At 69.7% G+C, this 25,636-nt stretch carries 26 protein-coding genes and 1 tRNA gene; 8 read left to right on the top strand and 19 right to left on the bottom strand.

The window, feature by feature from the left end:
* Nucleotides 1-424: 424 nt before the first annotated feature.
* The 15 genes from tyrS to infC all read right to left on the bottom strand — a co-directional run bounded on the left by tyrS (nt 425) and on the right by infC (nt 16,967).
* Nucleotides 425-1,690 carry a tyrosine--tRNA ligase gene (tyrS, locus tag FN821_RS04730; protein ID WP_131171216.1) on the bottom strand — a complete coding sequence of 422 codons (1,266 nt, stop codon included), beginning with the start codon at nt 1,688-1,690 and terminating at the stop codon, nt 425-427.
* A gap of 21 nt (nt 1,691-1,711) precedes the next feature.
* Nucleotides 1,712-3,136, bottom strand: a complete 1,425-nt coding sequence (gene argH / locus FN821_RS04725; protein WP_131171217.1) for an argininosuccinate lyase — start codon at nt 3,134-3,136, stop codon at nt 1,712-1,714.
* Nucleotides 3,133-3,627 carry an arginine repressor gene (locus FN821_RS04720; RefSeq protein WP_131171218.1) on the bottom strand — a complete coding sequence of 165 codons (495 nt, stop codon included), beginning with the start codon at nt 3,625-3,627 and terminating at the stop codon, nt 3,133-3,135. The genes argH and FN821_RS04720 overlap by 4 nt, the downstream gene beginning before the upstream one ends.
* Complete coding sequence (locus FN821_RS04715) at nt 3,624-4,859, bottom strand: acetylornithine transaminase (protein ID WP_338324567.1); 1,236 nt, start codon at nt 4,857-4,859, stop codon at nt 3,624-3,626. The genes FN821_RS04720 and FN821_RS04715 overlap by 4 nt, the downstream gene beginning before the upstream one ends.
* Nucleotides 4,856-5,749 (bottom strand): acetylglutamate kinase, encoded by an 894-nt coding sequence (gene argB / locus FN821_RS04710; RefSeq protein WP_131171219.1) that lies wholly within the window; start codon nt 5,747-5,749, stop codon nt 4,856-4,858. Before argB ends, FN821_RS04715 begins: the two co-directional genes overlap by 4 nt.
* Nucleotides 5,746-6,900: a bifunctional glutamate N-acetyltransferase/amino-acid acetyltransferase ArgJ gene (gene argJ / locus FN821_RS04705; RefSeq protein ID WP_131171220.1), complete on the bottom strand. Its 1,155-nt coding sequence runs from the start codon at nt 6,898-6,900 to the stop codon at nt 5,746-5,748. The genes argB and argJ overlap by 4 nt, the downstream gene beginning before the upstream one ends.
* Entirely contained in the window at nt 6,897-7,928 is a 1,032-nt protein-coding gene (argC, locus tag FN821_RS04700) for an N-acetyl-gamma-glutamyl-phosphate reductase (RefSeq protein ID WP_131171221.1), read from the bottom strand. Before argC ends, argJ begins: the two co-directional genes overlap by 4 nt.
* Nucleotides 7,929-7,971: 43 nt before the next feature.
* A complete protein-coding gene (locus FN821_RS04695; protein ID WP_131171222.1) occupies nt 7,972-8,214 on the bottom strand; it encodes a hypothetical protein in 243 nt (80 codons plus the stop codon).
* Between the two features lie 49 nt (nt 8,215-8,263).
* Nucleotides 8,264-10,795, bottom strand: coding sequence for a DEAD/DEAH box helicase (locus FN821_RS04690; RefSeq protein WP_131171223.1), 2,532 nt, complete (start codon nt 10,793-10,795; stop codon nt 8,264-8,266).
* A gap of 6 nt (nt 10,796-10,801) precedes the next feature.
* A complete protein-coding gene (gene pheT / locus FN821_RS04685; protein ID WP_131171224.1) occupies nt 10,802-13,423 on the bottom strand; it encodes a phenylalanine--tRNA ligase subunit beta in 2,622 nt (873 codons plus the stop codon).
* Entirely contained in the window at nt 13,420-14,508 is a 1,089-nt protein-coding gene (gene pheS / locus FN821_RS04680; RefSeq protein ID WP_131171225.1) for a phenylalanine--tRNA ligase subunit alpha, read from the bottom strand. The genes pheT and pheS overlap by 4 nt, the downstream gene beginning before the upstream one ends.
* A 31-nt stretch (nt 14,509-14,539) precedes the next feature.
* On the bottom strand, nt 14,540-15,457 hold the full coding sequence (locus FN821_RS04675; protein ID WP_131171226.1) for a TrmH family RNA methyltransferase: 918 nt from the start codon (nt 15,455-15,457) through the stop codon (nt 14,540-14,542).
* 117 nt (nt 15,458-15,574) lie between these two features.
* Nucleotides 15,575-15,946, bottom strand: coding sequence for a 50S ribosomal protein L20 (gene rplT, locus FN821_RS04670; protein WP_131171227.1), 372 nt, complete (start codon nt 15,944-15,946; stop codon nt 15,575-15,577).
* Between the two features lie 46 nt (nt 15,947-15,992).
* Nucleotides 15,993-16,196: a 50S ribosomal protein L35 gene (gene rpmI / locus FN821_RS04665; protein ID WP_131171228.1), complete on the bottom strand. Its 204-nt coding sequence runs from the start codon at nt 16,194-16,196 to the stop codon at nt 15,993-15,995.
* A gap of 69 nt (nt 16,197-16,265) precedes the next feature.
* Complete coding sequence (infC, locus tag FN821_RS04660; RefSeq protein ID WP_221929111.1) at nt 16,266-16,967, bottom strand: translation initiation factor IF-3; 702 nt, start codon at nt 16,965-16,967, stop codon at nt 16,266-16,268.
* 363 nt (nt 16,968-17,330) lie between these two features.
* Between infC and FN821_RS04655 the strand changes: the two genes are divergently transcribed.
* Together FN821_RS04655 and FN821_RS04650 are read left to right on the top strand one after the other, a co-directional pair.
* Nucleotides 17,331-17,939, top strand: coding sequence for a hypothetical protein (locus FN821_RS04655; protein ID WP_131171230.1), 609 nt, complete (start codon nt 17,331-17,333; stop codon nt 17,937-17,939).
* Between the two features lie 34 nt (nt 17,940-17,973).
* On the top strand, nt 17,974-18,312 hold the full coding sequence (locus FN821_RS04650) for a response regulator transcription factor (protein WP_131171231.1): 339 nt from the start codon (nt 17,974-17,976) through the stop codon (nt 18,310-18,312).
* Here FN821_RS04650 and FN821_RS04645 read toward each other — a convergent pair.
* A complete protein-coding gene (locus FN821_RS04645) occupies nt 18,243-18,788 on the bottom strand; it encodes an SseB family protein (RefSeq protein WP_165489232.1) in 546 nt (181 codons plus the stop codon). The genes FN821_RS04650 and FN821_RS04645 overlap by 70 nt on opposite strands.
* Nucleotides 18,789-18,877: 89 nt before the next feature.
* Here FN821_RS04645 and FN821_RS04640 point away from each other — a divergent pair, with 89 nt between their 5' ends.
* Nucleotides 18,878-19,285: a hypothetical protein gene (locus tag FN821_RS04640; protein WP_131171233.1), complete on the top strand. Its 408-nt coding sequence runs from the start codon at nt 18,878-18,880 to the stop codon at nt 19,283-19,285.
* Nucleotides 19,286-19,338: 53 nt separating this feature from the next.
* Here the strand turns inward: FN821_RS04640 and hisG are convergent, their stop codons facing one another.
* From hisG to mshC, 3 genes are read right to left on the bottom strand one after another with little or no spacing between them, the layout of a single operon-like run.
* Nucleotides 19,339-20,184 carry an ATP phosphoribosyltransferase gene (hisG, locus tag FN821_RS04635; protein WP_131171397.1) on the bottom strand — a complete coding sequence of 282 codons (846 nt, stop codon included), beginning with the start codon at nt 20,182-20,184 and terminating at the stop codon, nt 19,339-19,341.
* A 39-nt stretch (nt 20,185-20,223) separates the two neighbouring features.
* Nucleotides 20,224-20,487: a phosphoribosyl-ATP diphosphatase gene (locus FN821_RS04630; RefSeq protein WP_131171234.1), complete on the bottom strand. Its 264-nt coding sequence runs from the start codon at nt 20,485-20,487 to the stop codon at nt 20,224-20,226.
* Nucleotides 20,488-20,503: 16 nt separating this feature from the next.
* The gene (mshC, locus tag FN821_RS04625) at nt 20,504-21,742 is read right to left on the bottom strand and encodes a cysteine--1-D-myo-inosityl 2-amino-2-deoxy-alpha-D-glucopyranoside ligase (protein ID WP_131171235.1); all 1,239 of its coding nucleotides are present in this window, start codon (nt 21,740-21,742) and stop codon (nt 20,504-20,506) included.
* A gap of 118 nt (nt 21,743-21,860) precedes the next feature.
* Here mshC and FN821_RS04620 point away from each other — a divergent pair, with 118 nt between their 5' ends.
* The 5 genes from FN821_RS04620 to FN821_RS04600 all read left to right on the top strand — a co-directional run bounded on the left by FN821_RS04620 (nt 21,861) and on the right by FN821_RS04600 (nt 25,634).
* Entirely contained in the window at nt 21,861-22,700 is an 840-nt protein-coding gene (locus tag FN821_RS04620; protein ID WP_131171236.1) for an undecaprenyl-diphosphate phosphatase, read from the top strand.
* 1 nt (nt 22,701) lies between these two features.
* The gene (locus tag FN821_RS04615) at nt 22,702-23,688 is read left to right on the top strand and encodes an aldo/keto reductase (protein ID WP_131171237.1); all 987 of its coding nucleotides are present in this window, start codon (nt 22,702-22,704) and stop codon (nt 23,686-23,688) included.
* A 64-nt stretch (nt 23,689-23,752) separates the two neighbouring features.
* Nucleotides 23,753-23,838, top strand: a tRNA-Leu gene (locus tag FN821_RS04610).
* A gap of 347 nt (nt 23,839-24,185) precedes the next feature.
* Nucleotides 24,186-24,374 (top strand): hypothetical protein, encoded by a 189-nt coding sequence (locus tag FN821_RS04605; RefSeq protein WP_131171238.1) that lies wholly within the window; start codon nt 24,186-24,188, stop codon nt 24,372-24,374.
* Between the two features lie 54 nt (nt 24,375-24,428).
* Nucleotides 24,429-25,634, top strand: coding sequence for a UDP-N-acetylglucosamine pyrophosphorylase (locus FN821_RS04600; protein ID WP_131171239.1), 1,206 nt, complete (start codon nt 24,429-24,431; stop codon nt 25,632-25,634).
* Nucleotides 25,635-25,636: the final 2 nt, after the last annotated feature.

The following is a 25,636-nucleotide window of genomic DNA, read 5'->3' as shown; positions in this document are numbered from 1 at the left end:
CACACAAACAAAACGAATCTTGTTTATAGTGCACCAAAAAATGGCATTGACCTAAGCACGCTGTTGAGTTCTCAAACTTCCGAAGCACACCACCTTGCTCATTGCTGAACGCCGTGGGGCAACTCGGTAAACATTATTGAGGCCGAATCGCCATGTCAAATCGGCGAGTTTGCCTCATTTCCGCGACGCAGATCCGCCGGATTCCGAATCGATTGAACGATTTGATCCGTGGAGCGTTGTGTTGGGAGACGCCTCCGATCCGTCCGCTCTGGCTAGCCAGCGCGTCCGTCTCACCGGAAGGCTTGGACAACGTTACGTTGCCCCCACGCGAGAGTCAAATCGGCGCGGCCTGCCTCGCGGCACACTTGCAGTCGACCGATCGATCACCACCCGTCGGGCTCAGCAGTAGCGGGAGCGGGACTGGTCAGCGAGCGAGCTCGATCGCGCCGACCGTTCTCTTGCCCCGCCGGGTGACGACGTACCGCCCGTGGAGCAACTGGTCACCTAGGACGCGGGCGTCCGGATTGGTCACCTTCTCGTTGTTGAGGTAAGCGCCGCCTTCCTCGATGGCGCGGCGTGCAGCTGACTTGCTGGCCACCACTCCAGACGCAGCCAAGAGATCCACCACGGTGGGCAGCTCCGTGCCGACGTCCAGTCGATGCGCGCCTAACTCCTCGCACACGGCGGCCACGGTCGCTTCCGGCAGTGAGGCGAGCTCTGCGCGTCCGAAGAGGGCAGCGGCGGCGTCAGTCGCGGCTTGGCGCTCGGCCGGCGAGTGCACCAGGTCGGTGATGTCGTCGGCCAGGGCGCGCTGGGCAGCGCGGAGGTGGGGAGTCTCCACGGTCTGGCGCGCCAAATCGTCGATCTCCTCCTGGGACCGCGTGGTGAAGATGCGCAGGTACTCAGCGACCTTGGCGTCCTCTGCATTCAGGAAGAACTGGTGGAACGCGTAGGGCGAGGTCATCGCCGGGTCGAGCCAGACCGCACCCGACTCGGTCTTGCCGAACTTGGTGCCGTCCGCCTTCGTCATGAGGGGCGTCGCGAGCGCGTGGACCCGGGCACCTTCTGAGCGCCGAATCAACTCGACACCGGCGGTGATGTTGCCCCATTGGTCCGAGCCGCCGGTCTGCAGCGTGCAGCCGTGGCGCTTGTACAGCTCGCGGAAGTCGAGTGACTGCAGCAGGACGTAGCTGAACTCGGTGTAGGAGATGCCGGTCTCGAGTCGGGCCTTGACGACCTCGCGATCCAACATGCGGTTGACCGAGAAGTGCTTGCCCACGTCACGCAGGAAGTCCAGCGTCGAAAGCTCTGCCGTCCAGTCGTAGTTGTTCACCACGGTCGCTGCACTGGGCCCGTCGAAGTCGACGAACTGCGACACCTGGGCGCGGATCCGCTCCACCCACTCGTGCACGAGATCCTTGGGGTTCATGACCCGCTCGGAGCTTTGGCGCGGGTCGCCGATCAGGCCCGTGGAGCCACCCACGAGCAGGATCGGACGGTGGCCGCCGGCCTGGAACCGACGCGCCAGCATGAGCTGAACCAGGTTGCCCATGTGCAGGCTCGGCGCCGTCGGGTCGAAGCCGACGTAGAAGCTGATCGGCCCGGCATCCAGGTGGGACGCCAACGCGTCCGGGTCTGTCGAGTGGGCGATGAAGCCCCTCCAGGTCAGTTCGTCGAGCACCGCATTCACGGCGCTCACACTAACGGACGCCTACGCGTCGCCTCGAACCGTGAGCCAGTCGCGAACGGCCTCGAGGGCGGCGGATACCTCCCTCACCTGCTCCTCTACTCGGGCCGCGGCGGTCCCCCCGCGGCCATCCCGTGAGTTGATCGAGCCCTCCACCGTCAGCACGTGCAGGACGGCCGGCGTGAGGCGTCCGTCGATCTCGGGGAGATCGGACGCCGTCAGATCCGTCAGCTCGATGCCCCGCCCCTCGCAGTACCGGACCGCCTTGCCGGCGACCTCATGCGCCTGCGCGAACGGGACGCGCTGCCGGACGAGCCAGTCGGCGACGTCGGTCGCCAGCGAGAAGCCGGCTGGCGCCCGCGACGCCAGCCGCTCCGGATGGAACACCAGCGTGCCGATCATCCCCGCCATCGCGGGCAACAGGACGCGGAGCTGGTCCAGTCCGTCGAAGATGGGCTCCTTGTCCTCTTGAAGGTCGCGGTTGTAGGCCAGCGGCAGCCCCTTGAGGGTCGCCAGCAGGCCGGTGAGATTGCCGATGAGGCGTCCGGCCTTGCCACGCGCGAGTTCGGCGACGTCCGGGTTCTTCTTCTGCGGCATGATCGACGAGCCCGTCGACCAGGCGTCGTCCAGGGTGACGAAGCCGAACTCGACGGTCGACCACAAGATCACCTCTTCGGCCATGCGCGACAGGTCGACCCCGATCATCGCCAGCACGAACGCCGCCTCGGCCACCAGGTCACGCGCCGCGGTGCCGTCGATCGAGTTGGCCACGGAGGAGTCGAAGCCCAGTTCGGACGCGACGAACTCAGGGTCGAGGCCGAGCGACGTGCCCGCCAGCGCAGCCGAGCCATAGGGCGAGACGGCCAGGCGGGCGTCCAGGTTCTGCAGCCGCTCGACGTCGCGCAGCAGCGGCCAGGCGTGGGCCAAGAGATGATGCGACAGCAGGATCGGCTGCGCCGACTGCAGGTGTGTGCGTCCGGGCATGGGGACGCCGAGGTGCGTCCGGGCCTGCTGGGTGAGGGCCTCAACGACCGACTGGACGCCGCCCGCAACGACCCGCAACTCGTCGCGCAAGTACAGCCTGATGAGCGTGGCGATCTGGTCGTTGCGCGAGCGGCCGGCGCGGAGGCGTCCGCCCAACTCAGGACCCACGCGCTCCATGAGCCCGCGCTCCAAGGCGCCGTGGACGTCCTCGTCGGTCGGCGCGGCGACGAAGCGGCCGGCCGCGACGTCGGCGTCCAACTGATCGAGTCCGGCCAGCATGCCCGCGAGGTCTCCCTCGGTCAGCAGGCCTGCGCGCTGCAGGGCGCGCGCGTGGGCGCGCGAGCCGGCCAGGTCGTAGCGGGCGAGTCGCCAGTCGAACTGGGTCGACTTCGACAGGGCGAACATCGCCTCGGCCGGACCGCCCTCGAAGCGGCCGCCCCACAGGCGTCCCTCGGTCTCGCTCATGCCCTTGTTTCCCTCTCGCTCAGTCCCAGCAGGTAGGCGGCCAGCGCGCGTCCGCCGTCGGGGTCACGCGACACCAACATGATCGTGTCGTCCCCGGCGATGGTGCCGAGCACGTCGGTGAGCCCCACCTTGTCGATCGCGGACGCCAGGTATTGCGCCGCCCCCGGCGGCGTCTTGACGATGACCAGGTTTGCGGACGCCTCCGCCGACACCAGGATCTCCTCGCAGACCTGGGCCAGCTTCGCGAGCCGCTGGGCGCCGCCTCCGGGCTCCTCGCCCTTAAGGGCGTAGACGAGTTCGCCGTCGCGCGACCGGACGCGGAGGGCTCCGACGTCCACCAGATCGCGGCTCAGGGTGCCCTGGGTGACGTTGAAGCCTTCGGACGCCAGCCGTTCGGCCAGCTCGTGCTGCGACCGGATCTGGGCCCCCCTCAGCAGGTCCTCGATCCGTGCCTGGCGGGCGGCCTTGGTCTGCGGCGCGCGGTCGTTCACGACGCGTCCGAGGTGGCGGCCAGGGTGGCGTCCAGGGCCGCGACGAAGCGCTCGATCTCGTCCGGGCTCACGATCAGGGGCGGCGCCACGCGGATCACGTGGGGCCGGGGCGCGTTCGCGACCCAGCCGGAGTCCAGCAGGGCCTTGACCACGGCCGGGGCGGACTCGTCGGCCAGGACGATCCCGCGCAGCAGACCGCGGCCACGGACCGCCTGCACCCGAGGGTTACCCAGCGCCGCGATCCTGGACGCCAGCGCGTCACCCAGTTCGGACGCGCGCCGCAGCAGCCCGTCCCTCTCGATGACGCCGATCACGGCTAGGCCTGCAGCGGCCGCGACGGGGTTGCCGGCATAGGTGCTGCCGTGGTGGCCCGGCTGCAGCAAGCCGGACGCCTCGCCGGTCGCAACGCAGGCCCCGATCGGGAAGCCGTTGCCGAGGCCCTTCGCGAACGTAACGAGATCGGCCGTCACGCCGGACGCCGCCGAGGCGGTCCAGCCGCCGCAGCGGCCCATCCCGGTCTGCACCTCGTCGATCCAGAGCAGCGCGCCGTTCGCGGTCGCGATGCGGCGGGCGGCTCGGAGGAACTCGTCGCCCGGGTCCACGACGCCGTTCTCGCCCTGGATCGGCTCCAGGACCACGGCGGCGGTGGTCTCATCGACCGCGGCGGCGAGCGCGTCGGCGTCCCCATACGGGGTGAAGACGATGTCGCCGGGCAGCGGTTCGAAGGGCTCGCGGTACTTGGGGTTCGCCGTGATCGCCACGGCGCCCAGCGTGCGTCCGTGGAAGCTGCCCTCCATGGCGACGATGCGGGTGCGTCCGGTGAGGCGCGTCACCTTGAACGCGCACTCGTTCGCCTCGGTGCCCGAGTTGGTGAAGAACACGCGCGCTGGCGTCCCCGGCGCGTTCTCGGTCGCAAAGCCGACGAGACGCTCGGCCAGCGCGACCTGCGCGGGAGTCGCGAAGAAGTTCGACACGTGGCCCAACATCGAGAGCTGGGCCGTGATCGCGGCCAGAACCGCCGGATGGGCGTGACCCAGCGCGTTCACCGCGAGGCCGGCCAGGAAGTCGGTGTACTGCCGCCCGTCGGCGTCCCAGAGCTGGGTGCCCTCCCCGCGGACGAAGACGCGCGACGGCGTCCCGAAGGTGTTCATCATGACCGCGCCGTAGCGGTCCAGCCAGTCGGCCTGGCTCAGGCCGGCGGCGTCCGATCCGGGCGCGACCAGGCCGCTCACTTGGTCACCATCGTTCCCACGCCGTCATCGGTGAAGACCTCGAGCAGCAGCGTGTGGGGTGCGCGTCCGTCGACGACGGTTGCCCGCGGGACGCCGCCCTGGACCGCCCGCAGGCAGGCCTCCATCTTCGGGACCATGCCGGACTCGAGCGTCGGCAGCAGCGCCTCCACTTCGGCGGAGTTCATGCGTGCGATGATCTCGGTCGAGTTCGGCCAGTCGGCGTAGACGCCCTCGACGTCGGTCAGGACGACTAGCCGCTCGGCGCCCAGCGCGACGGCCAGGGCGGACGCCGCCGTGTCGGCGTTGACGTTGTGCACGTCGCCGGCCTCGTCGGGGGCGACGGTGGCGATGACGGGGATGCGTCCGGCCTGAATGAGGTCGAGGACCGCTTCCGGATGCACCTCGACGACGTCGCCGACGAGGCCCAGGTCGACCTGCTCGCCGTCCACCATGACGCCGCGACGTGCGGCGCGGAAGAGCCCGGCGTCTTCGCCCGACAGGCCGACCGCCAGGTTGCCGTGTTGGTTGAGCAGGCCGACGAGCTCGCGTCCAACCTGGCCGACGAGCACCATCCGGACGACGTCCATGGCCTCCGGCGTCGTGACCCGGAAGCCGCCCTTGAACTCCGACTCGATGCCTAGCCGCTTCAGCATGAGACTGATCTGCGGCCCCCCGCCGTGCACGACGACCGGCAGGACGCCGCACCGACGCAGGAACACGATGTCCTCGGCGAAGGCCTGCTTGAGCTCGTCGTTGAGCATCGCGTTGCCGCCGTACTTCACGACGATGATCTTGCCCGCGTACTGCTCCAGCCACGGCAGGGCCTCGATGAGGGTGGCGGCCTTGCGGTACAGCTCCTTCTTCTTCGTCGAGTGGCGCGCGTCCGTCATGAGCTGTACTCCGCGTTCTCTTTGACGTAGTCGTAGGTCAGATCGTTGGTCCAGACGGTGGCGTACGCATCGCCGGCGGCTAGGTCGACGGTCACGTCGACGTCGCGCGAGGACTTCAGGTCGACCAGCGACCGGTCGGCCCCCAGGCCGCCGGAGGTGAACACCTCGACCCCGTTGAAGCTGACGCTGACGGCGTCCGGATCGAAGGTCGCCTTCGACGTGCCGGCCGCGGCCAGGACGCGTCCCCAGTTGGGATCGTTGCCGAACACCGCGCACTTGAAGAGGTTCGAGCGGGCGATGCAGCGGGCGACGTCGAGGGCGTCGTCCTCGGTGGCCGCTTTCTCGACGTGGATCGCGATGTCGTGCGCCGCGCCCTCGGCGTCGGCGAGCAGCTGGGAGGCCAGGTCACCGCAGACGGCCGTCAGTGCCTCGGTGAAGGCCTCCGTCGACGGCCGGACGCCGCTGGCGCCGGACGCCATCAAGATCACGGTGTCGTTGGTCGACATACAGCCGTCGGAATCGGTGCGGTCGAAGGTCAGCCGCGTCGCCTCGCGCAGGGCGGCGTCCGCCTCGGCGGCCGTGAGGACGGCGTCCGTGGTGACGACGACGAGCATCGTCGCCAGCGCCGGCGCCAGCATGCCGGCGCCCTTCGCCATGCCACCGACCGTCCAGCCGTCCACGGATTCGACCGCGGTCTTGGGCACGGTGTCGGTGGTCATGATGGCCTGGGCGGCGTCGCTGCCGCCCTGGGCGTCCAGGGTCTCGGCAGCGATGGAGACCCCGCGCGTGATGGCGTCCATGGGCAGCCGGACGCCGATCAGTCCGGTGGAGCACACGGCGACGCGGTCGGGCGTGGTGCCGATGGCGCTCGCGACCAGCTGCGCGGTCGCCTTCGAGTCCGCGAGGCCGTCGGCGCCGGTGCAGGCGTTCGCTCCGCCCGAGTTCAGGACGACGGCGTCCAGCACTCCGGACGCGGTGACGCCCTTGGACCACAGCACCGGAGCCGCCTGGAAGCGGTTCGAGGTGTAAACGGCGGCGCACACCTTGTCGGGACCGGTGTTGACGACCAGCGCGAGGTCGGGGCGTCCGGACGCCTTGATGCCGGCGGTGACGCCGGCGGCGACGAATCCTTGGGCTGCGGTGGTGCTCACGGGGCGACTCCGATCGCGGTCAGGCCCAGGGTCTCGGGCAGGCCGAGGGCGATGTTCATGGACTGGATGGCGCCGCCCGCGGTGCCCTTGGTCAGGTTGTCGATCGCGCAGACCGCGACGAGGCGGTTCGCGGCGGCGTCCACGGTGACCTGAAGGTGGACGCCGTTAGAGCCGACGATCGACTGGGTCATGGGCCAGGCGCCCCGGGGCAGGAGCGTGACGAAGGGCTCATCGGCGTAGGCGGCCTGGTACGCGGCGTAGGCCTCGTCCGGCGTCGTCGGCCGCGCGAGCGGGGCGGAGACGGTCGCCAGAATGCCCCGGGAGGTCGGGACCAGGACGGGCGTGAACGACACGCTCGGGTTCGGCGCACCGAGGCGGGCGAAGTTCTGCAGCAGCTCGGGGGTGTGCCGGTGGACGCCGCCGACGCCGTAGGCGCTGACCGACCCGATGATCTCGGCGGCGATCAGGTGCGTCTTCGGCGCCTTGCCGGCCCCCGACGTGCCGGACGCCGCCACGACGACCACGTCGTGACCGTCGACGATCCCGCTGGTCAGGGCGGGCAGCAGCGCCAGCGTGGACGCCGTCGGGTAACAGCCCGGCACGGCGATGCGCTTGGTGGTGGCCAGGATCGCGCGGTTCCCGGGCAGTTCGGGCAGGCCGTAGGGCCAGGTGCCCGCGTGGGGCGTCCCGTAGAACTGCTCCCAGACCGCGGCGTCGCTGAGCCGGAAGTCGGCGCCGGCGTCAATGACGAGCACATCGTCGCCGAGGGCCTCTGCGACCTCGGCGGACGCCCCGTGCGGCAACGCCAGGAACACGACGTCGTGGCCGGCCAGGTTCTCGGGGGTGGTCTCGACGACGGTGCGTCCGGCCAGCGGGGTCAAGTGGGGATGATGCTCGAACAGCGTCGACCCCGCGGACGACTTGGCGGTCAGCGCACCGATCTCGACCTCAGGATGGGCCAGCAGCAACCGGAGCAGTTCACCCCCGGCGTATCCCGAGCAGCCTGCAACGGCGATCTTGACGGTCATGCGCCCGAGTATTCCTCAGCTCACATAACTATGCAAAACGGACTTAGTCGCGGTGTTGCGCCAGTTGCTCGGCGATCCACCGCGCGGTCTCGCGCGTGCACGCCCCGGGCTCGCTGAAGCTGACCGCGAAGACGCCGGTGATCTCGGTCAGCGTCGGCACCCCCTTGAGCGCCAGGATCGCCTCCGCCTCGCGGGCGTACTCGTCTTGGGCCGCACCCCCGGCCATCAGCCCGACCGGGTCGGCTTCGGCCAGGATCTTCGTCAACTGCTCCACCGTCATGGCCATGGAGCGAGCGTAGAGCCTTGCGGGGACGCGCGGCGCGGCGTCCGCCTGACTAGTCCAAACGAGCGAAGTCGAGCGTCCGGACGATCAGCTCGCCGGCCTCGTCGCACTCGTCCAGGTCAACCGTCGCCGTGATGGACCAGTCGTGGTCCCCCGCCGGATCGTCGACGATCTGCCGGACGCCCCAGGTGCGGCCCGCCTCGGTGATGACCAGCAGGCCCGGACCGCGGGCGTCCGGGCCGGTGCCGATCTCGTCGTGGGCGTCCCAGTAGTCGCCGAGGGCGGCGTCCCAGCGGGCCCGGGTCATCGCGGTGCCCGCCGGTTCCAGCGCGGCGAGGCCGTCGACGTCGTCGGACGCCGCCAGCTCGATCCGCCGGAACATCGCGTTGCGCACCAGCACGCGGAACGCCCGCGCGTTGGAGGTGACGGTCCGGTTCGGCGGCGGGGCGTCGTCGGCAGCCAAGGGCGTCCCGGACGACAGCTGACCCAGGGCAGCCCACTCGTCCAGCAGGGACGAGTCGACCAGCCGGGTGACCTCCCCCAGCCACTCCAGGACGTCGGTGAACTCCTCGGTCCGAGCGGCGGCGGGGACCGTCTGGCGCAGGGCCCGGTAGGCGTCAGAGAGGTAGCGCAGCAGCAGCCCTTCGGTGCGTTGCAGCTTGTAGAACGCCACATACTCCCCGAACGTCATCGCCCGCTCGAAGCAGTCGCGGACGATCGATTTCGGCGACGGGGGCGTCTCGGACAGCCACGGATGGGCGGGCAGGAACAGCGCGTACGTCGCGTCGATGACGTCGGCCAGCGGCCGCGGCCACGTCACGTCCTCGAGCAGTTCCATGCGCTCGTCGTAGTCGACGCCGTCGGCCTTCATCTCGGCCACGGCAACGCCCCGAGCCTTGAACTGCTGGGCGACGAGGATGACGCGGGGGTCCTCCAGCGTCGCCTCGATGACGCTGACGACGTCCAGGGCATGCGTGGGCGACTCCGGATCGAGGACGTCCAAGGTCGCCAGGGCAAACGCCGACAACGGCTGGTTGAGCGCGAAGTCACGCTGGAGGTCAACGTTCAGCGCGTAGCGGCGGCCACCGGCGGTGGGCGTCTCAAGGCGGCTGACGACCCCTGCGCGGATCAGCGAGCGTCCGATCTGAGCCGCCCGCCGGTCAAGCTTGCGGCGGCCTGAGCGGTCCGGGACGCAGGCGTCCACCAGATGTTGGAAGGCGGACGCCGTGTCGGCGTCGCGCTGCAGCAGGTTCAGCAGGAGGGCGTGCGTGACGCGGAGGCGTCCGTGCAGTTCCTCCGGCACCGACTCGATGAGCTTGGTGAACGTCGCCTCGGTGTAGTTGATGAAGCCCTCCGGCGGCTGCTTGCGCCGAACCGAGCGCAGCTTCTTCGGGTCGTCGGCGAACTTCGCCAGGATGCGCGCGTTCTCGACCTCGTGCTCGGGCGCCTGCGCGACGACGTAACCCACCGTGTCGAAGCCGGCCCGTCCAGCGCGTCCGGCGATCTGGTGGAACTCGCGGGCGCGCAGCGTGCGCCCGCGGCGTCCGTCGAACTTCGTCAGGGCCGAGAACAGGACCGTCCGGATGGGCACGTTGATGCCGACCCCGAGGGTGTCGGTGCCGCAGATGACGGTCAGCAGGCCCTTGTGGGCCAGCTGCTCGACCAGACGCCGGTAGCGGGGCAGCATCCCCGCGTGATGAACCGCGATGCCCGCGTGCAACAACGACGAGAGCGTCTTGCCGAAGCCGCCCGCGAAGCGGAACCCGCGCAGCGCCTCGGTCAGCTCGCGGCGTCCGGACGCGGCGGCGGCCTTGACCGTGCCCGACGACAGCAGCGCCTGGGCCCGGTCGACGGCCGCGCTCTGCGTCGAGTGCACGACGTACACGGGCGCGGTGTGGGTGTCGACGATCTCGGCGATCGTCTCGTGGATCGGCGTCAACGCCCAGCGGTAGCTCAGCGGGACCGGACGGACGGCGTCCGAGACGATCGACGTCGGACGCCCCGTCGTGCGTTCGAGGTCGCGCGCGAGACCGGTGACGTCGCCCAGCGTCGCCGACATGATCACGAACTGCGCCTGGGGCAGCTCGACGAGGGGCACGAGCCAGGCCCAGCCGCGATCGCGATCGGCGACGAAGTGATACTCGTCGACGACGACCTGCCCAACGTCGGCCGTCTCCCCCTGTCGGAGCGCGATGTTCGCCAGGATCTCGGCGGTGCAGCACACGATCGGCGCGTCAGGATTGACCGAGGCGTCCCCGGTCACCATTCCGACGGACTCGTGACCGAAGATCGCGCACAGCGCGAAGAACTTCTCGCTGACCAGGGCCTTGATCGGGGCTGTGTAGAACGTGCGGCGTCCGGCGGCGAAAGCGGCGAAATGGGACGCCGTCGCGATCAGCGTCTTGCCCGAGCCCGTCGGGGTGGTCACGATCACGTTCGCGCCGGTCAGGACGCCGAGGATCGCCTCCTCCTGGTGCGGGTACAGGCTGACCCCCTCGGACGCCTTCGCCCAGGCGACGAACCCGTCGTAGAGGTCGTCGGGGTCGGCGGAGCCGTCCGGCGGGAGGAAAGGGTCGAGGCGCATCGCGCCCTAGGCCCGCAGCGCGGCCCCGTGGCGCTCGGCTGCGACGGCGACGGCCGCGTCCCGGGCGGCCGCGGCATCGGCGTCCTTGAGCGTGCGATCGGGCGCCCGGAACCGCAGCGCGAACGCGACGGACTTCTTGCCCTCCGGCACCTGGGAGCCGCGGTAGATGTCGAACAGCGCGAGCGATTCGAGCAGGTCGCCGGCACCGTCGCGCAACGCGCGCTCGAGGTCACCGACCGTCACGGACTCGTCCACGACGAGGGCGACATCCTCCTTGGCCACCGGGTGTGACGACACCGGCGCGATCGAGCCCGGCCCGCCGAACAGCGTCAGGAGAAGGTCGAGGTCAAGCTCGGCTGCCGCCGTGCGCGCCGGCAGCCCGAAGGTCGCGCAGACCGTCGGGTGCAGTTCACCCGCATGACCGACCACCGTGCCCGCGACCGACAGTTCGGCACAGCGGCCCGGGTGCCACGGCGCGTACTCGACCGCGCGGCGGTCCAGCGTGAGCCCCAGCACGGACGCAGCCACGTCGGCGAAGGCCAGCGCCTGTGTCCAGGACGCGGGCTCCGCGGCACCCTGCCAGCCGGCGCGCGTCCAGTTGCCGGTCAACACCGCGGCCAGGTGCCGGGGCTGGGCGGGCAAGGCGGCGTCCAGGGCCTCGATCTCGGCCTCCGACGGACGCGACGCGACGGACAGCATCGGCGACTGGCCGCCCTCTCCTGCCACGAACACGCGTCCGGCCTCGAAGATCGCCAGGTCGTCGTTGCCGCGCGACGTGTTGCGCGCGACGGCGGCGAACAGGCCGGGCAGGAGCGTCGTCCGCATGAACGGAGCCGTGTCCGCCAGCGGATTGGCGAGCCGAACCGTCCGGCGGCGCTCGTCGTCGGGACCGGCGCCGAGGGCGTCCAGATCCGCGCTCGACGAGAACGGGAACGTCAGCACCTCGACGAAGCCGGCGGACGCCAGTGCGAGGTTGATCGCGCGCCGCAGGCGCTGCTCGCGCGTCAGCCCGCGGCCGACCGGCGCCGAGGGGACGATCGAGGGCAGCTGATCGAGCCCGACCTTGGTGCCGACCTCTTCGACGTAGTCGTAGGGCTCGGCCAGGTCCGGACGCCAGGTCGGGGGCTGCAGGTGCAGGTGGTCGCCGTCTTGCGCCACCGCAACGCCCGAGCGCTCCAGGATGGCCACCACGCGCTCCGGGGTGACGGGCATGCCGAGGACGCGCGAGGGCAGGTCCGCGGCGATCGTCGTCGCCGGCAACGGCGCCACCGAACCTGCGACGGTCTCCCCCGCGGCCAACGTGCCGCCGGCCAGTTCGACCAGCAGCTGCGCGACCCGATGGGCCGCCGCATACGTCGCGCCCGGATCGACGTAGCGCTCGAACCGACGGGACGCCTCCGAGCTGAGCTTGGTGCGCCGCGAGGTGCGGGCGATCGCGATGGGATCGAAGTGCGCGCACTCGATCACGATCGTGGTGGACGAGTCACTCAGCTCGGTGCGCGCACCGCCCATGACGCCACCAAGACCGATGACTCCGGCCGCGTCCGCGATCACGATGTCGGCCGGATCAAGGGCCCGATCGACGTCGTCGAGGGTCACCAGGCGCTCGCCGGGGGCCGCGAGACGGACGACGATGTCGCCGTCCAACAGCGCCGCGTCGTAGCAGTGGTTCGGCTGACCGGTCTCGAGCATCACGTAGTTCGAGATGTCGACCGGCAGCGAGATGGAACGCATCCCGGACGCCTCCAGCCGCGTCGCCAGCCAGGACGGCGTGGGACGCGTCGGGTCGACTCCCGTGACGGTGAGGGCGACGAACAGCGGGCAGCCAGGCGTCTCGAGCCGGACGCCGTAGCCCTCGTGCTTCTCGGCCGGCACCGCGCGATCGATCGGATCGGTGAACGGCACGTCGAGGGCCTGGGACGCCTCGCGCGCCAGCCCACGGATGCTGAGGCAGTAGCCCATGTCGGGCGTGACGGGCATGTCGAGAACGTCGTCGCGGACGCCCATCGCGTCCAGCGCGTCGGAGCCCAGCACCCACGGCTCGCCGGACGGCGCGGCGTCCGGAAGGATCAAGATGCCCGAGTGGTCCGAGCCGAGCCCGAGCTCGTCGACCGCGCAGATCATGCCGTCGGAGAGGTGCCCGTAGGTCTTGCGCGAGCCCAACTCGAAGCCGCCGGGCAGCACCGAGCCGGGCAGCGCGACCACGACGACATCGCCCGGCGCAAAGTTCAGGGCACCGCAGACGATGCCGCGCGGCCAATACCCGGACGCCGAGGCAGGGGCTTCGACAAGCTCAGCCAGCCTCTCATCACCGGTCCCTGAGCCTGTCGAAGGGCCGGGCAGCTGGGCGGTGATCTCCCCCGCGCGGACCGGCTGCGGGGCGGCGTCCGGGGCCTGATCAGGACCACAGTCGACGTGGCACCAGCGGATCGTCTTGCCGTTCTTCTGCGGCTCCTCGACGAAGTCCAGGACGCGTCCGATCACGATCGGGCCGGACAGCTCGCCGCCGATGGTCTCGACGCTCTCCACCTCGAGGCCGGCCTTGATCAGGGCCTCGCCCAGCTCGCGTCCGGACAGGCCCGCGGGCAGCGCGGCGTACTCGGCGATCCAGCTCTTCGGGGCCTTCATCGGGCCTCTCCCTTCAGTGAGCGGCTGAACCGGACGTCGCCCTCGACCATGTCGCGCATGTCGGCGGCGTTGTTGCGGAACATCAGCGTCCGCTCTATGCCCATGCCGAACGCGAAGCCCGAGTAGACATCCGTGTCGATCCCGGCGGCGCGCAGCACGCGCGGGTTGACCACGCCGCAGCCGCCCCACTCGATCCAGCCCTCGTTGCGGCAGGTCTTGCAGTCGAGTTCGGGATTGCCGACCGAGGCGCCGTGGCAGGCGAAGCACTCCAGATCCATCTCGGCCGACGGCTCGGTGAACGGGAAGTAGTTCGGACGCAGCCGCGTCGTGATGTCGCCGAACATCGACCGGGCCAGGTGATCGAGCGTGCCCTTCAGGTGCGCCATCGTGATGCCGCGATCGACGCAGAGTCCCTCGATCTGGTGGAACACCGGCACGTGCGTCGCGTCGAACTCGTCGGCGCGGTAGACCCGTCCGGGGCAGACGACGTAAATGGGAGGCTCGCGGTCGAGCATCGTTCGCATCTGGACCGGCGAGGTGTGGGTGCGCAGCACCTGGTGGGCGGTCACCGGCTCGACGAACAGGGTGTCGGTGGTGCCGCGCGCCGGGTGGTCGCCGTGGATGTTGAGCGCGTCGAAGTTCAGCCACTCGGCCTCGAGCTCGGGTCCCTCGGCGATCTCCCAGCCCATCGCGACGAACACGTCGCTCAGCTCGTCGATCAGGCCGGTGATCGGGTGGATCGCGCCCTGGGGCGTCCGGCTGACGGGCAGCGTGACGTCCACCCGTTCGGACGCCAGCGTCGCGGCCAGCTCGGCGGACGCGACCTCGGCCTCCCGCTCGGCGAGCGCCGCGGTAACGCGGGCGCGTGCCGCGCCCATGCGCTGGCCGGCCTCGCGCTTGGCATCGGGCGTGAGGCGTCCGATCTCGCGGTTCGCCAGCGCCAGCGGCGACTTGTCGCCGCTGTGCGCGAGCCGCGCCGTCTTGAGTTCGGCGATGCTGGACGCCGCCGCGATCGCCGCCACGGCGTCCGCGACCATCGCCTCGATGGACGCCTCGCTGAGCGGTCCGTTCTGCTCGCCCGTCATGGGCACTCCCCTTCGGTGGTTCGTGGGCCGACTAGGCCAAGGGCTCCGCGCAGGGCAGGGCCGGCTGGTCAGCCGAGGGCAACGGCTGGCCCGGGTTGGCCCGCTGTGCAGTCGCCGAGGCGTACAGGCAGATCGCCGCGGCCGTCGCCAGGTTGAGGCTCTCGGCCTGCCCGTAGATCGGCACGGCCACGGTGTGATCGGCGAGTTCGAGGCTCTCCGACGGGAGCCCCCACGCCTCGTTGCCCATCACCCAGGCGGTCGGACCACCCAGGTCGGCTTCCAGGTCTGTCAGGTCGATGCCCGCGTCGCCGTCGGTGGCGAGCACCTGCATGCCGGCCGCGCGGCAAGCCTGGATCGCCTGGTCCAGGTCGACCCCGGTCACGATCGGCAGGTGGAAGATGCTGCCCACGCTCGCCCGCACGACCTTGGGGTTGTAGAGCTCGACCGAGTCGGAGCTGAGGATCACGGCGTCCGCACCAAAGGCGTCCGCGCAGCGAATCACCGTGCCGGCGTTGCCTGGGTCGCGGATCTGCGCACAGATGACGACCAGCGAAACGTCCTTGCGCTGATGCTTCTTCTTGGGCAGCGTCGGGTTCTTGCGCTTGGTGCCCATCAGCTCGGACAGGGAGATGTCGACGTCGTTCGCGACCGCGATGACGCCCTGCGGCGTCACGGTGTCCGACATCGTGGCCAGGTTCTGCTCGGACACCCCGTACACCGGGACGCCCCCGGCGCGAGCCAGTTCGACGAGGTCCACGTTCTCGCGAGCGCTCGACCAGCGCAGGAACAGCGAATCGACGACGCCGGGCACCTTCAGCGCCTCACGCACCGCCTGGCGCCCCTCGGCCAGGAACTTCCCGGCGGCCCTGCGGTCCTTGCTCCGCACCAGCTTCCGGGCATCTCGCAGGACGGCCTGCGAGGGCTCCTCCAGCAACAAGCTCTCGGTCATCTCAATCTCCACTCGGTGTGGCGCGGTCGCGCCGGATGGGGGCGGTGGGACGCGAACGCGGCGTCACCCCTGGCGAGGATCGCCGGGGTGCGCCGCGGGCGTTGTGTGCAGAATGTCTCAGGCAGCGGCCGGAGCGGGCTGGTTGGCCTTGGCGAGCGTCACGAGCGCGGCGAATGCGTTCGTGTCGCTGACGGCCAGCTCGGCCAGCATCTTCCGGTCGACCTCAACGCCAGCGGCCTTGAGGCCCGAGATAAATCGGTTGTACGTCATGCCCTCCGCGCGCGCCGCGGCGTTGATGCGCTGGATCCACAGGGCGCGGAAATCGCCCTTGCGGTCCTTGCGGTGCGCGTAGTTGTAGACGTAGCTGTGAAGGATCTGCTCCTTCGCCTTGCGGTACAGCCGCGAACGCTGACCGCGGTAGCCGGATGCCTGCTCGAGGACCTCGCGGCGCTTCTTCTGCGCGTTGACGGAACGCTTCACGCGTGCCATGGGAGTACTCCTTGTTGCTCGTGTCGGGTTGCTGCAGGGCAGCGGGTCAGCGGGCGCGCTTGCCCAGAAGGCGCTTGGCGATCTTGATGTCTGCCGCGGCGACGGCGACGTCCACGCTCAAACGACGGGTGCGCTTGGTGGGCTTGTGCTCGTTGAGGTGGCGCTTGCCGGCGCGCTGACGCATCAACTTGCCGCTCCCGGTCACGCGAACGCGCTTCTTCATACCGGAGTGCGTCTTCATCTTCGGCATATCTAGGCCGCTCTCTTTCTCTCGGTCATACGGTCCCGACCACTCGCGTGGCCGGGGCGATCGGACGTCTTACAGGTCGATGTCCGGGTCCAGGTTGTCGGCCGGACCCCTCTTCTTCTTCGGTGCTGCTTGGGCCTTGGTGGCCGCCCGGTGCTCGGCGAGCTCGCGCTCCTCCGCCTCGGTCGCGGCCGCGCGGGACGCCATGCGGGCGACCTTCTCGGCCTCCTGCTCGGCCCTGGCCTCGGACTTCTTGCGCGTCGGTGCGAGCACCATCAGCATGTTGCGGCCGTCCTGCTTGGGCGCGGACTCGACGGTGCCGTCCTCGGACACGTCGTCAGCCAGCTTCTTCAGCAGGTTGTAACCCAGTTCCGGACGCGACTGCTCGCGTCCGCGGAACATGATCGTGATCTTGACCTTGTCGCCGGCCTTGAGGAACCGGACGACGTGGCCCTTCTTGGTGTCGTAGTCGTGCCCGTCGATCTTCGGACGCAACTTCATCTCCTTGATGACCGTGTTGGCCTGGTTACGGCGGCTCTCGCGGGCCTTCTGATCGGCCTCGTACTTGAACTTGCCGTAGTCCATGAGCTTGCACACCGGGGGGCGTGCCTGCGGTGCGACCTCGACCAGGTCGAGATCGGCGTCCCTGGCGAGCCGCAGCGCGTCCTCAATGCGGACGATGCCGACCTGCTCGCCCTTGGGGCCGACCAGACGCACTTCGTTCACATGGATACGCTCGTTGATGCGCGGTTCGGTGCTGATGGGTTCCTCCAAGGTTGACTGGTATGGCGTCCGGACAAACGAAAAGGGCCTCCGCGCACGCGAAAGCCCCAGCCACAGGCACTCACCTCGCCATCGGCGAGGGCACCTTGGTGACCCGACGACGTGAATCGTGCGGGTGGGAGCCGGGGCCCCACTTGATGCGGACGCACCCTGTCGGGTGAATCGAACCCGAGCAGTCTACGTGGAAGCCAGCGCGGCGTCCTAATCGACCGCGAGCTCGGCAGCCGCCCGGCCGCTCGACACGTAACCAACGATGCGAGCTTCAGCATTCCTGCGCCCACCCACGTACCCCCTAGGGGTATCGTCGAGGTGGTCGCCGACCAGGCGGCCGCCCCCAGGTTCAGGAGATCAACCATGCTTCGTTCGACCTTCGACCGACTCGTGTCCTATGTCGGCCTGCTCATCGCCGCCGTGCTGCTGGTGGTGGCAGGTCTTGCCTTCTGGGGCCAATCATTCGCGACCGGCACGGTGCGTGACCAGCTCGCCGCCCAGCGCATCACCATGCCCGTCGCCGCCGCCATGGCTGGGCTGTCGGACGCCGACAAGGCTGCCTTGACACCGTTCGCAGGCCAGCCCCTCGACAACGGCGACGCAGCAAAGGCCTACGCGGACCACTACATCCAGGCTCACATGAACGCCTCCTCCGGCGGCAAGACCTACGCAGAGGTCTCCGGGGTCTGCAACGCAGCCAAGAAGGCCGATCCGACGATGGCACAGGACGCCACCAAGCAGGCCTGCGATCTCCGCGAGACCTTGTTCATGGGCGACACGCTGCGCAGCATGCTGCTCACCGCCTACGCCTTCGGCACCATCGGCAAGATCGCATTCTGGGGGTTCGTAGCCACGGGACTCGCGGGCCTCGGCATGCTGGTCTTGTCGGTTCTCGGGCTGGGACATGCTCGTCGCGCGGGCGAAGCCGTCGTGGGCGCCCCCGTCGTGATCGCCAACCGCACCGAAGCCTGACCGCCGATTCCAACAGGCGGCAGGGCGCGGGACCATGCGTCCCGGGCCCTGCCGCGTCGGCTCAGCTGAGGCTGAGTCGCTCGAATTCTCCCAGGCCAAGCCCTCAACGGAGCCGCTGCCCGGCGTCCGGCTGACGAGCCGTGAGGCGGAGGTCGCGACGTACCTGGCTCGCGGCCTGTCGAACAAGGAGATCGCGACGGCGCTGACCATCTCGATCCGGACGGCCGAGGGTCACGTCGAGCAGGTGCTGCGCAAGCTGGGGGCGAACACGCGGGCTCAGGCGGCCGCGATGATCGTCAGCGGTCAGGCTCCGGACGACCCGTCCACCCAGACCCAGGCGAAGCTGCCGTCTTCCAATTCGGCGAGGCGATGACCCTGGGCCAGTTCGGCCACCAGCTCTGACTCGATCACGAGCTGATGCGGGCCCGCCACGTCGATGACGATGGTGGACGACTCCGTCTCGGCCACCGTCGCGGCCACATCGTCGAGCGTGCAGCGCACCGGGTGAGCGTCCGGACGCCACGCAGCCAAGGCGTCCATGCCGGTGAACGCCAGCACGGCCTTCTCCCCGGACGCCGAGCGCAAGAGCACCGCTGCCAGCTCGGGATGGCCGTGACCGTCGGCGTCCGAATGGTCGTGGTCGTGATCGTCGCCCTTCTTGGACGCCCCGGGCTCGGCCTCGGCCGGCGCATCCACCGTCGGCAGGATCAGCCGGGCCGTACACAGGGCGGCGATCGCTCGCGCGTACGAGTCGCCGCCGGTATAGGCCGCCGCGAGGGCCGCCCGGACGTCGGCGTCCGCCTGGCCCCGGTCGACCGATGAGGTGGGCTGCCACGAAGCGCTGTTCACGCGCAGCAACCTAGTGGAACTCAAATCGGTGCCGAATTCGCATGCGTGCCGAAGCAGCGCAGTGCGGGCCCCCCTCTAAGGTGTTCGCCATGGACCCCAACCTGTTCATCACCATCATCTGCATCGCGGTCTCGCTCCTCATCTTGGTGGGTGTCGCCGTCATGCTGCGGCGCGCCACCGTCCGGGCGCTCGTCTGGTGGGTCGGCCTCGCCTGCCTCCCGGTGGGTGCGCTGCTGGCCGGGGCGGTGCCCTTCCTCATCGACGGCTGGAACCGGATGGCGGAGTGGTGGCAGCTGCTCATGGGCGCTCCGCTAGCCCCCGTCGCCATGGCCGGACTCATCGTGCTCGGAGTCGGCCTGGCACTCATGCTTCTCAGCCGCGTGATCCCGCACCGCCCGCGCAAGAAGAAGACGCCCCCGAGCACGCCTGGCGCCACCGCCGTCCGCGATCGTCCGATCTACGACCAGACGCCAGCGTCCGAGACGACGACCACCTAGGCCCAACGCAGACGATGGCCCCCGATCACGGGGGCCATCGTCTGCGTTGGGGCTCAGAGTCGGCAGGCCGCGATGTCGGTCACGAGGATGCCCTCGGCTCCGGCGTCCCAGAGCTCGTCCATGATCGCCTGGGCCTGCTTGGACGGGATCATCGCCCGGACGGCCACCCAGCCCTCGCGGTGCAGCGGCGAGACCGTGGGGCTGTCGATGCCGGGCGTGATCGAGCACGCGGCCTCGAGCTCCTCGACGGGCACGTTGTAGTCGATCATCCGGTAGTTGCGGGCGGCGATGACGCCGGTCAGGCGACGCTTCAGCAGGTCCAGCCCGGACGGGTCGGCGACGCCGCGTTGTTTGATCAAGATCGCCTCGGAGTCGAGGATCGAGTCGCCGAACATCACCAGTCCGGCCCGCTTCAGCGTGCTGCCCGTCTCGACGACGTCCGCGACGGCGTCCGCGACCCCCAGCCGGACCGATGACTCGACCGCACCGTCCAGCTTGATGAGGCGGGCGGTGACGCCGTGCGAGTCGAGGTAGCTGCGGAGCAGACCCGGGTACGACGTGCCGATGCGCTTGCCCTCGAGGTCGGCGACGGTCCACTCGGACGCCCCCGGCGCGGCGAACCGGAACCGCGTGCCACCGAAGCCGAGCGGCATGATCTCGTCGGCCTCGGCGGCGGAGTCGAGCAGCATGTCGCGTCCGGTGAAGCCCAGGTCGAGCGTGCGCTCCCCCACGTAGACGGCGATGTCGCGCGGACGCAGGTAGTAGAACTCGACGCCGTTCGCCTCGTCGACCAAGACGAGGTCCTTCAGATCCGTGCGCTGCTTGTAGCCGGCCTCCCGCAGCATCGCGGTCGTCTCTTCGGCCAGGGAGCCCTTGTTCGGCAGGGCGATCTTCAACAGGGCACGATCCTCACTCACCCCATGAGGATAAAGGGGGCCTCAGAGGTAGGCGTACACGTCGTCGAGGGTGAGACCTTTGGCGATCAGCATGACCTGCAGGTGATACAGCAACTGGCTGGCCTCTTCGGCGCACTGCGCGTCGGACTGGAACTCCGCCGCCATCCAGGTCTCGGCTGCCTCCTCGACGAGCTTCTTGCCGATGAAGTGGACGCCGGCGTCCAGCTCGGCCACGGTGCCGGAGCCTGCGGGGCGCGTCCGCGCCTTCTCGGACAACTCGGCGAACAGTCCCTCGAACGTCTTCACGGCCGGTCAGCCTAGTTCACAGCCGGACGCCGAGGAGGGCGTCCAGGGCTCGGGCCACGGCGCTCGGGGCGTCCGTGTCGTCGACGTCGATGTCGACGGACGCCGCCGCCCAGGCGTCCACGGCGGTCAGGGCTGCGGGGGCGTCCAGGTCGTTGCGCAGGGCCGCGCGGATGGCGTCGATGGTGTCGGACGCCGGCAGTCCGGCATCGCCATGGGCGGCGCGACGCCACAGGGCGAGTCGCTCGCGGGCGGCGGCCAGGTCGGCGTCCGTGTACTCCCAGTCGTCGCGATAGTGGTGTGCGAGCAGGGCCAGGCGGATGGCCATCGGGTCCTCGCCGGCGGCGCGCAGCTTGGAGACGAGCACGAGGTTGCCCTTCGACTTGCTCATCTTCTCGCCGTCGTACCCGACCATGCCGGCGTGCACGAAGGCGCGCGCGAAGGGGCGCCCGGTCGCGGCCGTGCCCTCCGCGGCGCACATCTCGTGGTGCGGGAAGATCAGGTCGGAGCCTCCGCCTTGGACGTCGAAGTGCTCGCCCAGGTGTTCGAGCGCGATGGCGGTGCATTCGATGTGCCAGCCCGGACGCCCCCGGCCCAGGTTCGACTCCCAGGACGGCTCCCCCGGTCGCGCCAGCCGCCAGACGAGGCAGTCGAGCGGATCGCGCTTGCCGGGGCGATCCGGGTCTCCGCCGCGCTCGCCGAAAATCGCGATGGCGGCGTCCACGTCGAGGTGCGACTCGCTCAGGAAGCCGGCGGCCTGCGAGCAGGCGAAGTAGAGGTCGGGGTACTCGGCGTCGTCGACGGCGTAGATCAGGCCGGTGGCCTGGAGGCGTCCGATGAGATCGATGACCAGCGGGATGGACTCGACGGCCCCGATGTAGTGATCGGGCGGGATGACGTTGAGCGCCTCCATATCGGTGCGGAAGAGCTCGACCTGGTCGGCGGCCAACTCCTCCCAGGCGACGCCGGTCGCCTCGGCGCGCTCGAGCAGCGGATCGTCGACGTCGGTCACGTTCTGGGTGTAGACGACGTCCAGGCCGCCGTCGCGCCAGGCCCGGTTGAGGAGATCGAAGGTGACGTAGGTGTTCGCGTGGCCGAGGTGGGTCGCGTCATAGGGCGTGATACCGCACACGTACAGGCGGGCCGCGCCGTCGTCCGGACCGACGGTCACGAGCTGGCCGGACGCGGTGTCGTGCACGCGGGGGCGTCCGGGAGACGGATCGAGAACGGGCACCTCGGGGCGCGTCCAGGCCTTCATGGGGCATTCCTCTCTCATCGGCGGGGTCAGCGTACCGGCCCGGCTCAGCCGCCCTTCAGGGCGTCCGGGGTAGTGTTACGGCCGCGCGAACGCGCACTCCCAGGCAGAAAGTGGACCCATGCTTCAGTGGTGGCAATCGATCATTCTCGGAATCGTCGAGGGGGTCACCGAATTCCTGCCGATCTCGAGCACCGGCCATCTGAACGTCGTCCAGAAGCTGATGGGCCTGCCCATCGATGATCCGGGCGTGACGGCGTACACGGCGGTGATCCAGGTCGGCGCGATGGCAGCGGCGATCGTGTACTTCTGGAAGGACATCGTCAGGATCGCAACAGGCTGGCTGGGTGGCCTGCGGGACGCCTCGCGGCGCAAGAACCCTGACTTCCAGATGGGGTGGGCCGTCATCGCGGGTGTCTTCGTGACGGCCGTCGTGGCGCTGGCGTTCAAGAAGCAGATCGAGGGACCGCTACGGAACCTGTGGGTGATCGTCGCCGCGCTCATCGTGTGGGGTCTGGTCATGCTGGTCGCCGACAAGCTCGGCAAGCAGACGCGCGGCGAGGACTCGATCACGATCAAGGACGGCCTGCTGCTGGGCCTGATCCAGGCGATCGCGCTGATTCCGGGCATCTCGCGCTCTGGCGCGACGATCTCGGGCGGCCTGCTGATGGGGATCGACCGGGTGACCGCGACGCGAATGAGCTTCTTCCTGGGCATCCCGACGCTGCTGGCGGCGGGCGGTTTCGAGGCCGTTACGCAGGCGAAGAACATCTCGGCCGGCGTCGGCTGGGGGGCCACCGTCGTGGGCATCCTGGTGTCGTTCGTGGTGGCGTACGCGTCGATCGCCTGGCTGCTCAAGTTCGTGGCGTCCAACAACTTCACGGCCTTCGTGGTCTACCGCATCCTGGTCGGTCTGGCCATCGCTGCCCTGCTCTGGCAAGGCACGATCCTGGCGGTCTAGCGTGCGACGGCGGTCGGTGGGGGCGTCCGGTCTTGCGGTCGGACGCCTCGGGCTCGGGACGATGACCTGGGGTCGGGACACCGGCATGGACGATGCCCGCGGGCTGATCAAGGCCTTCGTGGACGCCGGCGGCGACCTGGTGGACACCGCGGCGGCGTACGCCCAGGGCGATGCGGAGCGGATGCTCGCCAAGCTGATGCGGACCGTGGTCCGGCGGGACGATCTGGTCATCGCGACGAAGGCCGGCTTCAGCATTCGGGACGGCTCGCGCATCGTCGACACCTCGCGGGGGGCGTTGCTGGCCGATCTGCACGACTCGTTGCGGCGCTTGGGCACCGACCACATTGACCTGTGGCAGCTGCACACCTGGGGGCAGGCGCCCTTGGAGGAGTCGCTGGCTGCCATCGATCATGCGGTCGCCACAGGCGCCGTGAGGTATGCCGGGGTGTCGAACTTCGTCGGCTGGCAGACGGCCGCAGCCGTGACCTGGCAAGCGGCGTTCCCCGGCCGGACGCCGATCGTCTCGGCCCAGGTCGAGTACTCGTTGCTGGCGCGGCGGGCCGAGGTCGAGGTGCTGCCGTGCATCCGGCACTTCGAGCTGGGGTTCTTCCCCTATTCGCCGCTCGGACGGGGTGTGTTGACCGGCAAGTATCGGGCGTCGATCCCGAAGGGGTCGCGGGCCTCGATGGAGCACTTCAGTTGGTATGTCACCCCTTATCTCGAGGCGCGCTCCCGGGCCGTCGTGGAGGCGGTCGCCACGGCGGCGTCCGGGCTGGGCTTCACGCCGGCCGAGGTCTCGCTGCTGTGGGTCCGTGACGCCCCCGGCGTCACCGCTCCCCTGCTCGGCGCCCGCACGGTGGAGCAGTTGGACACGTACCTCGGCCTCGACGACGTCGACCTGCCCGCCGAAATCGCGCTGGCGCTGGACGACGTCTCGGGTGGTCCCAACTTGGGGCGTCCGGACGCCGACGTCGCGGCCTCGGCGTGATTCGTCTTGGCCGGACGGGATTGCTATAGTTGCCGGGCTGCTCCGGGGAACCGGGTCACCACCTGCGCGGGTGGCGGAATAGGTAGACGCGCTAGCTTGAGGTGCTAGTGCCCTTGATTGGGCGTGGAGGTTCAAGTCCTCTCTCGCGCACTAGAGAAACCCCTAGTCAACGCACGTTGACCGGGGGTTCGCTCTTTTCGTGCGTCCGGATTCGATCGGAGTCGTCCGGGTTTGACTGCCCCGAAGTGCACGTAGAGTGCACGACATCGGACGCTGATCCCGGCGTGCATGACCACCGATCGTTCGGTAAGCCCCTGCGTTCGCGCACTTGGTATCAGGAGGTCGAGACGCGGGCTGAAGGTCCGGGAACCCACCGGCCGGAGGGCTAGGTCCCGTCCGCTGGCATTCATCCAGGAGCGCCCACGACCGCCCGTCCCCCGTTTAGCCGCCTCATCGTCGATCGTGGCAACGACCTCGGGATCGTCAACGTCTGCAAGGTGCCGTTCTCGGCGTCCCTCGGCCTGTTCACGCCGCAGGTCCTCACGATCGCTGCGCTGACCGTGCCCGCTGTTCTGATCGGCGCCGCAGCCGGGCGGGCGGCGATCCACCGCGTCTCGCAGCGGCAGTTCGAATACGCCACGCTGGCAGCAACCGCCGTCGGGGCCAGCCTCCTGATCGTGCGCTGAGCCCGGCGATACACTCCCCTCGTCCGGCGCAGACGACGTAGTGAGGACGCCCACATGACCCTTTTGCCACGCGGCCAGACCGCGGTCGCGGACCTTCTCGCCAAAGGCGTCGTCATCCCCAACCCCGGCAGCCTCGACGTCGACGACGACGTCGACATCGACCGCATCTCGGGCGACGGGGTGGTGCTCCACCCCGGAACCCGACTCCGCGGCGCGAAGACCGTGATCTCCGCCGGCTGTGTCCTGGGCGCCGAGACCCCGGTCACCGTCGAGAACTGCCAACTCGGCGGCGGCGTCCACCTCAAGGGCGGCTACGTCGCCAACTCGACGTTCCTGGACGGAGCGAACCTGGGCCTGGGGGCCCACGTGCGCGAGGGCTGCATCCTCGAGGAGGAGGCGTCCGGGGCGCACTGCGTCGGGCTCAAGCAGACGATCCTGTTCCCGTTCGTCACCCTGGGCTCGCTCATCAACTTCTGCGACTGCCTCCTGTCGGGCGGCACGAGCCGATCGGACCACAGCGAGGTCGGCTCCTCCTACATCCACTTCAACTTCACCCCGGACGGTGACAAGACGACGGCGTCCCTGTTCGGCGACGTGCCGCGCGGCGTCATGCTGGATCAGCCGCCCATCTTCCTCGGCGGCCAAGGCGGCGCGGTCGGGCCCGTCCACACCGGCTTCGGAACGATCGTCGGGGCCGGCAGCATCCTGCGCGGCGACGTCGACGAGGACGGACTGCTGGTCCTCGAAGGCGTCCACCGCGACCTGCGGCGTCCGGCGGCGAAGGCGTCCTACCGAGCCTTACGGCGCGTCCTGGAGCACAACGTCGACTACCTGGCCTCCCTGGTGGCCCTCGACGCGTGGTACCGGGCGGCGCGGCGTCCCTTCTTCGACGCCGTCGACCTCGGACCGCTCGTGTTGCAGGGCGCCCTGGATGCCCTCGCGGCCGGCCGTGCGGAACGCATCAAGCGGCTCCTGGCGATGATCGCGAAAGTGCCCGCCGACGGCGATCCTGGACGCGCGCAACTCGTGGCTGCGGCGTCCGACTTGCCCGGACTCTTCGACCCCTCGGACGCCGTCGCTCCAGTCTCGCTGGTGGCCTCGCTATCGGACGCCGCAGCGAGCGGCCTCGCCTATGTCGACGCCGTTCGTGCACTCGAGCCCTCGGTCAAGGCCGACGGGACCGCCTGGCTGACCGGTATCGTGTCGGCGTTGCGTGCGCGCAGCGCGGCCCTCGCACCTGACCTTGGGCTGTTCGGCTGAGC

This window comes from Propioniciclava tarda (assembly GCF_900182665.1).
Lineage (GTDB): Bacteria > Actinomycetota > Actinomycetes > Propionibacteriales > Propionibacteriaceae > Propioniciclava > Propioniciclava tarda.
This window is presented reverse-complemented; position numbering and strand designations above follow the sequence as displayed.